This is a genomic window from Paenibacillus sp. RUD330 (genome assembly GCF_002243345.2).
GTDB lineage: Bacteria > Bacillota > Bacilli > Paenibacillales > Paenibacillaceae > Paenibacillus_O.
This window is the reverse complement of the sequence record NZ_CP022655.2, coordinates 2,729,280-2,742,296: the sequence shown is the minus strand read 5'-3', so window position 1 is coordinate 2,742,296 and position 13,017 is coordinate 2,729,280. Positions and strand designations below refer to the sequence as shown.

General features: G+C 58.6%; 12 protein-coding genes and 1 pseudogene. 5 read left to right on the top strand and 8 right to left on the bottom strand.

Annotation, left to right across the window (positions count from 1 at the left end; genetic code table 11):
* The first annotated feature begins 66 nt into the window (after positions 1–66).
* From CIC07_RS12450 to pepF, 3 genes are all read left to right on the top strand, one after another.
* Entirely contained in the window at positions 67–1,323 is a 1,257-nt protein-coding gene (locus tag CIC07_RS12450; RefSeq protein WP_076355866.1) for a macrolide family glycosyltransferase, read from the top strand.
* A 25-nt stretch (positions 1,324–1,348) separates the two neighbouring features.
* A complete protein-coding gene (locus tag CIC07_RS12445; RefSeq protein ID WP_076355868.1) occupies positions 1,349–2,584 on the top strand; it encodes a macrolide family glycosyltransferase in 1,236 nt (411 codons plus the stop codon).
* A gap of 263 nt (positions 2,585–2,847) precedes the next feature.
* The gene (gene pepF / locus CIC07_RS12440; RefSeq protein WP_076355870.1) at positions 2,848–4,647 is read left to right on the top strand and encodes an oligoendopeptidase F; all 1,800 of its coding nucleotides are present in this window, start codon (positions 2,848–2,850) and stop codon (positions 4,645–4,647) included.
* 85 nt (positions 4,648–4,732) lie between these two features.
* Here the strand turns inward: pepF and CIC07_RS12435 are convergent, their stop codons facing one another.
* Positions 4,733–5,563 (bottom strand): helix-turn-helix domain-containing protein, encoded by an 831-nt coding sequence (locus CIC07_RS12435; protein WP_094248036.1) that lies wholly within the window; start codon positions 5,561–5,563, stop codon positions 4,733–4,735.
* A gap of 112 nt (positions 5,564–5,675) precedes the next feature.
* On the opposite strand from CIC07_RS12435, the gene CIC07_RS12430 reads away from it, so the two are divergent.
* Positions 5,676–7,085 carry a HEAT repeat domain-containing protein gene (locus CIC07_RS12430; protein WP_076355874.1) on the top strand — a complete coding sequence of 470 codons (1,410 nt, stop codon included), beginning with the start codon at positions 5,676–5,678 and terminating at the stop codon, positions 7,083–7,085.
* 207 nt (positions 7,086–7,292) lie between these two features.
* Here CIC07_RS12430 and CIC07_RS12425 read toward each other — a convergent pair whose 3' ends face one another.
* The 4 genes and pseudogenes from CIC07_RS12425 to CIC07_RS12410 all read right to left on the bottom strand — a co-directional run bounded on the left by CIC07_RS12425 (position 7,293) and on the right by CIC07_RS12410 (position 9,182).
* Positions 7,293–7,739 (bottom strand): alanine racemase, encoded by a 447-nt coding sequence (locus CIC07_RS12425; RefSeq protein ID WP_076355876.1) that lies wholly within the window; start codon positions 7,737–7,739, stop codon positions 7,293–7,295.
* 115 nt (positions 7,740–7,854) lie between these two features.
* Positions 7,855–7,962: pseudogene (locus CIC07_RS25425) on the bottom strand (D-alanine--D-alanine ligase A); the annotation flags it as partial.
* A gap of 284 nt (positions 7,963–8,246) precedes the next feature.
* Positions 8,247–8,891, bottom strand: coding sequence for a C40 family peptidase (locus CIC07_RS12415; protein ID WP_083687979.1), 645 nt, complete (start codon positions 8,889–8,891; stop codon positions 8,247–8,249).
* A 138-nt stretch (positions 8,892–9,029) separates the two neighbouring features.
* Positions 9,030–9,182 carry a hypothetical protein gene (locus tag CIC07_RS12410; protein ID WP_157741906.1) on the bottom strand — a complete coding sequence of 51 codons (153 nt, stop codon included), beginning with the start codon at positions 9,180–9,182 and terminating at the stop codon, positions 9,030–9,032.
* Between the two features lie 57 nt (positions 9,183–9,239).
* On the opposite strand from CIC07_RS12410, the gene CIC07_RS12405 reads away from it, so the two are divergent.
* The gene (locus CIC07_RS12405) at positions 9,240–9,842 is read left to right on the top strand and encodes a DUF1349 domain-containing protein (RefSeq protein WP_076355880.1); all 603 of its coding nucleotides are present in this window, start codon (positions 9,240–9,242) and stop codon (positions 9,840–9,842) included.
* Positions 9,843–9,940: 98 nt separating this feature from the next.
* Here the strand turns inward: CIC07_RS12405 and CIC07_RS12400 are convergent, their stop codons facing one another.
* The 3 genes from CIC07_RS12400 to CIC07_RS12390 are packed head-to-tail and all read right to left on the bottom strand — an operon-like array spanning position 9,941 to position 12,995.
* A complete protein-coding gene (locus tag CIC07_RS12400) occupies positions 9,941–10,660 on the bottom strand; it encodes an HAD family hydrolase (protein WP_076355882.1) in 720 nt (239 codons plus the stop codon).
* Between the two features lie 39 nt (positions 10,661–10,699).
* A complete protein-coding gene (locus CIC07_RS12395) occupies positions 10,700–11,737 on the bottom strand; it encodes a zinc-dependent alcohol dehydrogenase (protein WP_076355884.1) in 1,038 nt (345 codons plus the stop codon).
* A gap of 13 nt (positions 11,738–11,750) precedes the next feature.
* Positions 11,751–12,995 (bottom strand): aspartate aminotransferase family protein, encoded by a 1,245-nt coding sequence (locus CIC07_RS12390; protein ID WP_076355886.1) that lies wholly within the window; start codon positions 12,993–12,995, stop codon positions 11,751–11,753.
* Positions 12,996–13,017: the final 22 nt, after the last annotated feature.

The following is a 13,017-nucleotide window of genomic DNA, read 5'->3' as shown; positions in this document are numbered from 1 at the left end:
TTCGGATGCCGAAGCAGAGCAGCAGCGATCCGAAAGCGTCGCATTATCAGTGAAAGGCAGGGACATATGGGAAAAGTCGCCTTTTTCAGCTATCCATTTTTCGGTCATGTCAATCCGACGGCAGATCTGGTGAGAGAACTGGTGGAGCGCGGGGAGCAGGTCTATTACTACTCGACGGATCCATATCTGGACTATATCTCCATGGAAGGCGTCATATGCCGAAGCTACGGGGACTTGACCGGTCTGCTCAACGACGAGATTCCGATCCATTCCTCGGATCCGCTGGAAATCATGCGGATTCTCGTCCCGCGCAAGCTAAGGGAACATCAGCGGATGGCCCAGCTGCTCATGAGAAGGGTCATGGAGGACGAGCCCGATTACATCATTCGGGACTGCGAGGCATATTGGGGCAAAATGATCGGCTGCACGCTTGAAATTCCCGTCATCTGCTTCATCACGACGATCGCCTTAAATGAAGAGATCATGGATGGGCAGACGGACTATTTTGCCCGCCATGTGCTCGGAACTCCGCTGGAGGGGCTCTCTTCCAGGCCCGGCGGAAGCCGGTTCAGCGACTATCTGAACGAATGCACGCGGGAGCTGTCCAGGCCTTACTCCATCGAATACAAAGCCATCGACGCGTTCTCCGGAGCGGATGCGTTCAATCTCGTCTTTACTTCCCGGGAATTCCAGCCGTTCGCGGATACATTCGGATCGGATTATCTGTTTCTAGGCCCTTCCATCCGGAAGGCCGAGGAAGGGCCGGCATTGCCGAAGCCGCCGGGGAGCCCGCCGCTTGTCTATATTTCCATGGGAACCGTCTACAACGACTGCCTGCCTTTCTATCGGAAATGCATCGATGCTTTCCGGGACAGCTCCTGGCAGGTCATGATGTCCATCGGCAAGCATATCCCCGTGGAAGAGCTTGGCGATATTCCCGACCATATCAGGGTCGGTTCCCATATGCCCCAGATCCGCATCCTGCAGCAGGCGGACGTGTTCATTACCCACGGCGGGCACAACAGCGCCAGCGAAGCGCTGTATTACGAAGTGCCGATGGTCATGTTTCCCCAAGCCGCCGACCAGTTCGCCGTCTCCGGCCGCATCCAGGAGATCGGCGCCGGGCTGGCTGGCAGCAGCCGGGACAGCTCGCCGGAGGAGATCGCATCCATGGCGCGCCAGGTTCTGGATGATCCCGCTTTCCGGCATTCCTGCCGGCAAGCCGGGCAGGCCATACGGGCTTCGGGCGGTGCCGGGCTGGCGGTCGACGGCATCTTCGCCTTTCTGAACCGGGCTGCGCTTCATGAATCCATGCAAGAATGATTTTACCGAGAAGGAGCATCGGACGATGGGCAAAGCCATGATTTTCAGCCTCCCCTTTTACAGCCATGTCAAGCCGACCTTGCCTCTCGTAACGGAGCTTCTGGCAAGAGGGGAAGAGGTCGTCTATTATTCCGACGAAGCTCAAAGAGAGCTTCTTCACGGTTATGGCGTCGAATTCCGCAGTTATGGAGAGACGCAGGGGCTGTTCCTCGACAACGACCCCGGCATCTATCTGAGCAATACGAGCCTGATGCTGGAGCACCTCGTCTCCGGCGTCATCGGCAAGAGCAAGACGGTTCTGAATGCCATCCTCTCCGAGGTGCTGGCCGATCCTCCCGACTATATCCTGCGGGATTGCGACGCCTTCTGGGGGAGAACGATCGGCGAGCTGCTCGACCTTCCGGTCGCCTGTTATTCGCCTACCTTCGCAATCAGCCGCGATCTGTTCGAGAAGGATCCGATGTTCATGATCCGGAACGTATTCAAGATCAAGGACGGCGAATCCAAGCAGCCGCCATCCGTCCAAGAGCTGGACCGCGAGGCGGCGGAGATCGCCATGAGGCATCAAGTCCGGGGCTTCGGGCTGGTCGATGCCTTCAGCGGGAATGAACCGCTGACTCTCGTATTCACATCCAAGGAGTTCCAGCCGCATGCGGATGCCTTGGATGAGCGGTTCGTCTTCATGGGGCCTCCGTTTCCGGCTGAAATGACGGAATCCTGCCTTCGGCTGGAGAAACGGGAGAGGGAGGGGCAGCCTCTCATTTATATCTCTTTCGGATCAATCTATACGGATCGGCCGGAATTTTACCGAACTTGCCTGGAAGCCTTCAAGGACGCCGAGGCGAGAATCATCCTGTCCGTAGGCAAAAATGTCGACCTGTCTCTGATCGGCGAGCCTCCGGCCCATATAACCGTCCGAAGATTCGTTCCCCAGCTTGAGATTCTTCGGGAAGCGGATCTGTTCATCTCTCATGGCGGATACAACAGCGTGTGCGAAGCGCTCCTGTTCGGAGTTCCCATGATTCTCATTCCGCAGGGTGCGGATCAATTCGCCATTGCGGACAGGCTGGACGAGCTGGAGGCGGGCGTTTATATCCGGGAGCCGGAACTATCCCCCGAACGGCTGAAGGAGATCGCTTGGCGGACGTTGAACGACATCCGCATCCGGACCCGGGCAAGAGAGCTGGGGCTGACGTTCTCCGGCAGCGGAGGAGCAGCCAAGGGAGTGGACGCGCTGTTCGAATACGTCGGAAGCTTTTGAGGCTTCGGCCATGACGATCGGTAAGAAGCCATGACAGCGGCCGGCGGCCATTCCGTCAGGGGACTTCCGGGAGGGAAGTGCCCGCGCTTCGGCTTGCGAGCCGGGCATTCCGGCGGACACAACCAGGCTTAATCCCATGAAGCATCCCGCGAAGCCGGCGGGATGCTTCTCTTTCGTTCCATCCTCGGCGGACCATGGTACAATGGAAAGGACTGGCGCCTGATGAAGGTCCAACAAGGTCATGAGGAGAGGGGTTTGGCGAAATGTCGAAAATCTTGGCCCGGTCCGAGGTCGACGTAGAGACGACTTGGGATCTGCGCGACATTTTTGAAACGAAGGAAGCTTGGGAGCAGGAATGGAATGCCATTCGGCGCGATCTGCCTTCCGTCACGAAATACGAAGGCACGCTAGGCGAAGGCGCGGACAAGCTGCTCGCCTGCCTGGTCGCGCAGGAAGAGCTGCAGAGCCGGATCAGCCGGGTGTACGCGTATGCCCATCTGCATCAATCCGGAGACAGCATCGATCCGGACAATCAGATGAACGCCGCCAAAGCGCGCGATCTTTCCTCGCAGGCCGGCTCCGCTTTTTCCTTCATCAAATCCGAAATCATCTCGCTCCCGGACGGAACGATCGCCGCGTACATGAGCGAGCAGCCCGCTTTGCGGGATTTCGAGCGGAGCCTCGGCCTGCTGCTGCAGAGCAAGCCCCATCGGCTGAATGCGGAGACGGAAAAGGTTCTGGCCTCCTTCGGCGAAGTGCTGGGCGCGCCATACCGCATCTATGAACGCGGCAAGCTGACGGATATGACCTTCCCGGCCGCGAAGGACGGGAGCGGGAAAGAGCTGCCGGTTTCCTTTGCGCTCTATGAGAACAAATACGTGGAATCGCCGGATACGGAGCTGCGGCGCAATGCGTTCAAAGCGTTCAGCGGAACGCTGCACAAATACCGCAACACCTTCGCCGAAGCCTACGGCACCGAAGTGAAGCGGCAGGTGATCGAGTCGCGCCTGCGGGGATATGATTCCGTCACGGACATGCTCTTGTCGCCGCAGCAGGTCACGACCGAAATGTACGCCAACATCCTGGACATTCTGCAGGAAGAGCTGGCGCCGCACATGCGCAAGTACGCGGCGCTCAAGAAGCGGGTGCTCCAGCTGGACGAGATGACGTTCGCCGATCTGAAAGCTCCGCTCGATCCTGATTTCAGTCCCGGCATCACGTTCCAGGAAGCGGGGGAGCTGATCAAGGAAGCCCTGGCCGTCCTCGGTCCCGAGTACGGCGAGATCGTGTCGGAGGCGTTCCGGGACCGCTGGGTCGATTATGCGGACAACGCCGGAAAGAGAACCGGCGCGTTCTGCATGTCGATTCCCGGTGTCCACTCCTATATTCTGATCAGCTGGGCGGACAGCATGAGAGGCGCATTCACGCTCGCCCACGAGGTCGGGCATGCAGGCCATCTGATGCTGGGAAGCCGTTATCAGAGGCCGACGAACGCAAGGCCGTCGCTTTACTTCATCGAAGCGCCATCGACGATGAACGAGCTGCTGCTGGCGGACCATCTGCTGTCGCGCTCGGAGGATCCCCGCATGCGCCGCTGGGTCATATCCCAGCTGCTCGGCACTTATTTCCACAACTTCGTCACCCATCTGCTCGAAGGGGAGCTTCAGCGGCGAGTCTACGGCCTCGCCATGAAGGATGTGCCGATCACGGCCGTGAAGCTGTGCGAGCTGAAGGGAGACATCCTCACTTCGTTCTGGGGCGAGGACGTCGTCATCGATGACGATGCCAAGCTGACATGGATGCGCCAGCCGCATTATTACATGAGCCTGTATCCTTACACCTATGCGGCTGGCTTGACCGTCTCCACTGCGGCCGCGCAGCTCATCCGGGAGGAAGGCCAGCCTGCTGTCGACCGCTGGCTGGAGGTGCTCCGCGCCGGCGGCTCGATGAGTCCTCTGGAGCTGATCCGGCTGGCAGGCGTCGACATGTCGAAGCCGGATCCGATCCGTACCGCCGCGACCTACGTCGGCTCCCTGATCGAAGAGCTGGAAAGCTTGTACTGACCGGCCCTCGCCTCGCGTTGCGGGCGAACGATAGACGACAAAAAAACCAGCTTTTGCCGGATGGATCGGCTCAAGCTGGTTTTTGTCATGCATACGCCGAGCGGTACTCCGTCGGACTGAGACCTGTTTCCTTGCGGAAGCATTTGGCGAAATAGTGGGTGTCCGGGTATCCGGTCCGTTCCGCTACGTCCTTGACGCTGAGGGAGGTGGAGGCAAGCAGCTTGCGCGCCATGTCCATCCGCTTGCGGCTGATGTATTTGGCCGGCGGCATCCCGAAGTGCTTCTTGAAGTAAGAGATGAAATAGTTCGGGTGGAGATGGAGGGAAGCCGCCAGATCGTTGATGCTCAAGCTGTCCTGCAGATGGGATTCCACATAGTCCTGGATGATGCGGATCCTCTGCATCTCCTCGCTGCGGTGGGTAAGCACCTGCACCGGGATGCTTTCCAGGAAGGAGGACAGAATTTCCAGCATGACGGCCTTCTCCCGGAGCAGCGATACGAGGGAGGGGCGGGCATTCAGCTCCGCCAGCTCGGCGAACAGCCTCTGCATCCGCTGCGGGTCGGGCGCATCGATGCAGAGCGGGGCGTCGATCCATTGGAACAAGTCGAACGGACCGACGCCGGCGTTGAAGTGGCACCAATACTTGGAGAAAGGCGGCTTGTCCGGAACAGCCGAATACGACTGCTTGACGAATGCGGGCATCAGGCACAGCTGGCCCGGCTTCGGGAAGCATTCCCGGCCATCCACCTTGAGCCAGCCTTCTCCGTCCATAATGAAGTAAAGCCGGTTGAATTCAGGCACATAGTCCAGATCCCGCCAGTCCGCCGTGCACTGGGTGCGGTGGGCGACCTGAACCCGGATCTGCAGGTTGCCGAGCAATTCAAGCAGCGTGGATTCCTCTTGTCGAAGCATCATTCGTCCAGCCCCATCGCTTAGTTTTGTCCCCTATTCCCTTAGGAACTTCCATTCTCGCCCATGGAATCGCGAACTATAATCAGTGTATCAGATTCCGGGAGGGACATCGATCATGACCACTATCCACAAGCCTGCCTTGCTTACAGACGAACAGATGAAAACGTTTATCCGCGACGGAGTGCTGCTGCTCCAAACCGACTTTCCGCAGGAGTTCCACGACGGACTGGTGTCTCAGCTTAACGAGGTCTACAACGAAGAAGGCAATCCGGGCAACAACATCCTGCCGCGGATCAGGGACCTGCAAAGGGTGTTCGACCATCCGGTCGTGACCGGCGCGCTAACAAGCGTGCTCGGACCCGATTACCTGCTGCATACTCACCGTCACGGCCACTTCAACGCCTCTGCGCAGCCGGGAGGCTGGCATAAGGACAGCTACTGGGGCTATGACCGGATGAGGAACCACCATCCCTGGTGGGCGATGATCATGTATTTCCCGCAGGATACGCCTCTTGAGCTGGGACCGACAGGAATCTTCCCGGGCACCCAGTGGCTGGAATCCCGCGTCTTCGAGGAGGAGAACCCGAAGGAAGAGGTGACGGCGAAGGGCGGAGCCGGCACCTTCGCCCTCATCCATTACGACATCTGGCACCGTTCCACGGCCAATATGCTTGGCCAGCCCCGTTATATGCTTAAGTTCGAATTCATGCGTACGACGGCGCCGACGGAGCCATCCTGGGACTGCCGGAATCCGGTATGGGCACCGGCGGCGGATGCGGCTGCCGGGCAAGGTGATGCGGCCATCATCTGGGAAGAGACGTGGAACTGGCTCTCCGGACGGATCGGCAGCCTGGCGGATTCGCAGCCGGACGATGCGGAAGCCATTGCCGGACTTGCGGCCGCTCTTGCCGGATCGGATGAGCGATCGGCCCTTGATGCGGCATACAGCCTAGCCGCCAGAGGACAGGGGGGAATCGCCGTTCTGGAGAAGGCGCTCCGACAGGAGAACAGCCGGATTTCCCGTTTGGCCGCCTACGGCCTGTCGGCTGCCGGAGCCGGATCGGTTGCCGGCCTGCAGGCTGCGCTTGGCAGCTCCGACAACGCGACAGCATGCCATGCAGCGTTCGCGCTTGGCGAGCTGAGAGAGCTTGCAGAGCTTGCAGTTCCGCAGCTTGCCGCGCTGCTGGCGGGACAGTCGGTGGAGGTGCGGCGCCAGGTCGTCGATTCGCTCGGAATGATCGGCAGCCCGGCAGAGCGGATCGTGCCGGCGCTCATCCGCGGCCTGCGCGACGAGGACGATCAAGTCCGGTTCATGGCTGCCCTCTCGCTGCTGCGCTTGAAGGGAGCGGCGGCGGACGCCGTGCCGGAGCTGGCTGAAGCTCTGCAGGATTCGAACCGCTATGTGCGAGGTCATGCGGCGGAAGCTCTGCGCTACATCGACAGCCCGGAAGCGAGGGAGGTTCTATTCCGCGAGCTGTTCAACCTGCGGTGGTGCTCCGACACGACCAAGGCCAGCACGTTCTGACCGACGGCGCCGACGGACCATGGACTTGTTCCCCATACGCTGTTAAGAAGCAGCGGACAGGAGCGGCTTGAGCCGCTCCTTTTTTTTATGCGCGAAGAGGATAATGGCCTTCCGATCGCATATCCGGGCTATCGGGCGGTCAAGAGGCGGTTGGCCAACAGGGTTCCGATTCCAGACGGAAACCAATAAGGCTTGACCGGCTTCAGCTTAGCACCGATACATCCGCTTCAGTCGAGGTCCGAGCCTGCTGATTACCTCGTTCACGATCGTTCCGGACGATGCGGCCATGTCGCAGGCCGTAATGGCTTCGGCTCCGTCCCGGCCGATCAGCGTGGCGGCATCTCCCTGCCTGACTCCTTCGATATTCGTGACGTCGACGGTCATCTGATCCATCGAGATGCGTCCGACGATAGGGGCGCGCTTCCCATGCAGCAGAACCGAGCCCCCTGTCTCGGACAGTCTCCTCGGAATGCCGTCCGCATAACCGACCGATAGCGTAGCCAGCATCGTGGCGCGGGAAGCGGTGAAGTCCCGGTTGTAGCCGACCGTATCTCCGCGCTCGACCCGGCTCACCCGAGTCACGCTTGCCTTGAGGGACAGAACCGGGCGCAGCTCGACATCGGCCGGACCCAGGCCTGCCGGACCGGAAATCAAGCCGTACGGGCACGCAGCTTGGATGCGACCTCCAGCGGTCTTCGCGGATCGCGACGGGATCGCCTCCGTACCGGAACCATTCTCCTTGTCTTGTGATGCCGATCTGGACGATCTCATAGCGGTCTCGGTCCAAGCTCTCCATGACCGCAGCTGCGGAGGAAAGGGAAACCTCGTGCTCAGTGGACCGGCCGCCGAAAAGGATGCCGACAATGGATTTTTTCATAGGGATTGCTTCACTCCTAGCCATGATTGCAAGCAGGACAGTCGGTTTATTGTTCTCCTGCATGGATTGTAGGAAAGACCGAGATCAATGAAAAATTGTATCAGGCAGAGTGGATAGAGGCGTACAATCCATGTCATCAGCGGGTTGTCCATGGGTTCGAACAAGGTCGCTGAGGTCAGCGTGCTTTGCCGCGCCGCCAAGAGCAATTGCAAAAAAAAAGGCTCTCTGCTTTGGACAACAAGCAGAGAGCCTTTGGGGAGATTCTTTCGGGCCGTGCGGTCATGTCAGCTATGCCTGGACGGATTCCACTTCGATCTTTTTTTGCTTTCTGCAGTGGCCGGTGTAGCCGATTCAGCCGATTTGCCCGTGTTTGCAGATATGGAGGCCGTCTCGTCCGATTGAGGAAGAGCTACCGTTCCGCTGTCGCCTGGAATGACATGACGGGCGGTCACGAACGTGTTGTCCCAAGTGCTGCCGGCAAAGGTCGAGACCGTGACGCCGATGCCGACACGGTAAGTATGAAGCAGCTTGCCGTCTCCGATGTAAAGGCTGACGTGATTGATGATTCCGTCCCGATTCGTATCCGAGAACACCAGGTCGCCCGGCTGCAGCTGGTCCTTCGCTACCGGCGTGCCGACAGCCGCTTGCTGCTTGGAAGAGCGGGGCAGATCGATGCCGTTTTTCTTGAAGATATATTGCATGAACGAGGAGCAATCGAAGGCATCGGTTGATCCGGAACTTGCCCCGAATTTGTACGGCACGCCCAAGTATTGCTTTCCCGTTGCGATAATGGCATCCGCTGCGGAAGCTTCCGCTGCCGCAGCATGAGTCGTGCTCGGAGCCAGAAGCATGGCTCCGGAAAAGGCCATGGACAGGCTCAGCGTAACGCCAAGCAGCTTCGTTCTCATTCGATTGTTGCGAGTTTGCATGGTTAAGTTCCTCCCGCTCGGTAAAGTCGTTGACGATGGCTGTCTTGATCGTCTGGGAAAACCATACCATAGCCGGAATCCCCACAACTTCCCAATGTGGACGGAAGTCCTGCCCGGCCTTGCGGTTGAGCCCGATTGTTAGAAAACCATGAGAAAAAAATCATCAAGGCCGTATTGACTATGAGAAAAACCGATGGCAAAGGCGGCGGCATGAACGAAAGCCGCCCGGTACTCCGGGCAGCGTTGCGCGCTTCCCGCCATAGAACGGCTGGAAAAGCTGTAGGCAAACAACCCCATCTCTTTTATACTTAGTGGAAATATGGGGATCATAGCCAAAGGAGAACGATCATGTCCGAGAAAATAGCCTGGTCAAGCGGAGAATGGCTGACAAAGCCGCTGTCTTGGGAAGAAATCGATGGCAAGCTTCATGTGGAGGCTGTGGAAGGAAGCGATTTCTGGCAAAAAACGATGTACGGATTTCAGCGCGACAGCGGCCACTCCCTGCTTGCTCCATGGAATGGCCAAAAGGCCATCGAGGTCGGGTTCCGCCTTGACGGCATGGATCATTTGTACGATCAGGCGGGACTCATGCTGTGGAGCCATTCGGAGCAATGGATAAAAGCCGGCATCGAAATGAACGACGGAATCCCGCATGTGGGAGCCGTAGTCACTTCGGGGCTGTCGGATTGGTCGCTTTCCCCGGTTCCCGAATGGGCGGGGGAAGTCGTGACGATCCGGGCATCCCGGCTGGAGGATGCGGTCATTGTGAGAGCGAGGACGGAGCATCATCCCTGGAGAACGATCCGCGTCAGTCCTTTGCCGATCCGCGAGGATTGGCAAGCCGGTCCTTTCCTCTGCGCGCCTACGAGCGGAGGACTCAAGGTGGCCTTCACCCGATGGGTGCTGGCCGAGCCCGATACGGATGTCCATGCCGAGCCTGGCGAGGACTGATTCCAGCCGCCAGCAGCCCGAAGATCCCGCCTCGTTCCGGAGGCAGGATCTTCGGGCTTTTCTTTTTCCCCCTTACCTTGTCTGTTGTTCCGTCGCCTTCAAGCCTTGTTCTCCAGAACAAGCGGAGAGATCGGCAGCGTATCCCGAATATCCAACAGCTCCCGGTAAGCCGTTATGACGACATCGGCCATGGCAAGGTCCTGGTTGCCGGATCCCGGATTGCGGTAGCCGATGCATCGCATTCCCGCGCTCTTCGCAGCCTGGACTCCATTGCGCGAATCTTCGATGACGAGGCAGGAGGCAGGCTCCGCATTCAGCAAGCTCGCCGCATGAAGGAAAATATCCGGCGCCGGCTTGCCTCGATCGACTTCCTCGCCGCTGACCTTGACGTCGAAGTACTTCCCGAGCCCGGTGCGCTCCATGATGATCTCGATCAATGCCCGAGGGGAGGAGGAGGCGACAGCGAGCGGAACTTGCCTCTCCTGGAGAAAGCCCAGCAAGCGCTCGACATCCGGCATGGCCTCGAGACGGTCCGGCCGGGCCAAAGTCGTCAGCACCTTTTCCTTGTGATGGGACAAAACCTCCTCGAGGCTGGCGTTGATCCGATGCTTGTCCAGCACACGCCGCCACATCGTTTCCAGCGTAATGCCGACATAGCCATGATGCTCCTCATCATCGACGGAAGCGCCGAAGTGGACGAACGAGCTTCGCTCGATCTCGAAATAAATCGGCTCGCTGTCGACGAGCACGCCGTCCATATCGAACAGAACCGCCTGGATCGGGCTTTCTTGCCAGTCGGATAAACTCCATGCGTTCATGAATTTCTCTCCCTTGATTGCAGAATGATTGGAACGGGATCAGCTGGACTGAAGAATGACCTTGATCGCATGGGAGGACGGATGGAGCGTTCTTCCGTTCAGATCGCATCCGAGAGCCTGGAAGGCTTCCTTGTACCGGTCCAGTGGAAACGTATGGGTAATGATTTCTTTGGCGGGAACGATCCGCTGTCCGATCAAGTAATGAGCGGTCGAAAAGGTTCCCAAGGAATCGATGGAGCCGATGATCTTCAAGCTCCGGTCCACGATTTCCTTCGGATTGAACGTGCTTGTGCCGTCTCTTAAGCCTACCAGCATCAGGTAGCCGCCGTTGGCCAGGTTGGAGATGACCTGAGTGCCGACAACGCCTGTCGTGTCTACGATCAGATCGACCTGCCGCCCAGCTGGATCGGCCGCCTCGGCGGCTGCCTGGAAGGAATCGTAGGCCTCCCAGCGGTCGGGAGCGATCGAGGCCGCTTTGGCGAGCCTTTCCTTGGAAATGTCCACCAGAGAGCCCGATACGCCTTTGGAAGCGAGCGCATGGCTGTACAGAATGCCGATCGGACCGGCACCCAGAATGATCGTCCGGAAATTGGGAAGAAGGTTGATGTGGTTGATTCCGGTCAGGATGCAGCTGAGCGGCTCGGTCAAGGTCGCCTCCTCATAGCTGATATGGTCCTGCAGCTTGTACAAAAAGCGGTCTTCGGCAACATAATAGTCGGTGAACGTGCCGTCGGCGCTGACGCCCGTTTCCGTGACGGACTTGTGGGCGCAGTGGTTTTGCCGGCCCGTCCTGCACATCCCGCACTGCCCGCAGTAGTAGGTCGGATCGATCACGACCCGGTCTCCTGGCTGCAGCGTCGTGACGGCCTTGCCGACAAGGACCACTTCTCCCGCCGATTCATGGCCGAGGATGATGGAGGACGACGCCTGATATTTCCCGCTCACGATTCCGAGATCCGTGCCGCATACGCCTGTAGCCTTGATGCGGACCAGCACCTGGTTATCCTTTTTAATCGCAGGTACGGGCCTTTCTTCAAGAGCGACATCCCAAGCCGAGTTGTACACCAATGCTTGCATCCGTTTCTCCTCCTCAACTGTTTTCAAGACTGTCCAGAACCGAATCCAATCTGCCCACGATTTCCACGAGCTCATCCGCGGTGACTGTCAGGGAAGGACGCACCTTCACGACATTGCCGAAGCCGTACCGCGATCCCCTCAAGATGAGGCGCTGGTCGCTGAAAGCCCGGTTGATGGCCGCATTTGCCTTCGCCACATCGGGAGCGTCCTCGCTGTCGACGATTTCAAGGCCCCACATAAGCCCGACGCCGCGCGCTTCGCCGATGCAGGAGTGCTTTTCCGCCAGCTCGCCCAGCAGCTCGCCCAATATCTCGCCTTTCAGCTTCACCTCGTCAAGGAAGCCAGGCTCGGACACGACATCCAAGGTTGATTTGGCGGCCGTGACCGAGATCAGATTGCTGCCGGACGTGAAGGAATGTTCATGCTTCTCCAGCACATCCAATCGGGATTGCATCAGCACCGCCGCCACCGGCACCCCGATTCCTCCCAACCCCTTGGCAAGGGTGATCATATCGGGCCGGATGTCGAAGAGCTCGCTTGCAAACATGTAGCCGGTGCGGCCGATGCCGGTCTGGACCTCGTCGGCGATTAGAATGAGGTTGTATTCATCGCATAATTTGCGGAGGCGCTCGAAGTAGCCCTCAGGAGGAATGATATTGCCCCCATTGCCAAGAATGGGCTCGATAATCATGCAGGCGACCGATCCCGAGCTCGCATATTCGATATGGTCGGAGATGGCTTCGATGCATTGAAACCCGCAATTCGGGCGCGAAGCGTTGAACGGGCACCGATAGCAATAGGGAGCAGGCACATGCAGGGAATTCGCGGCGGCGGAATTGGGGAATTTCTTGCGCCGGAAAGCATTGCCAGAAATCCCTGTCGCAAATTGGGTTTGGCCGTGATGGGACAAGAACAGGCTGACGATGTCCGTGGACTGGGTATACTTCTGAGCGATTTTCGTCGCGCATTCGTTGGCGGTGGAGCCGGTGATATCCCGCATCCAACCGGTGTTGATTCCGTTGGGAGCATACTCGACAAGATGATCCAAGACCTCATTCACATAAGGCTCGGTAAAGGAAGAGGACATATGGGTAAGATTGCCGACCTGCTCCTGCACTTTTTCCACGACATAGGGGTGGTTGTAGCCGAGGGAAAGGTTGAAGGTGCCGGATACCCCGTCGAGGTATTCGACTCCTGAATCATCGATCAGCTTAATTCCTTTTCCGTACCTGAACCGGTCTTTTGTCAACGTTTGCATGATTGTACCTCCAATAGGGATA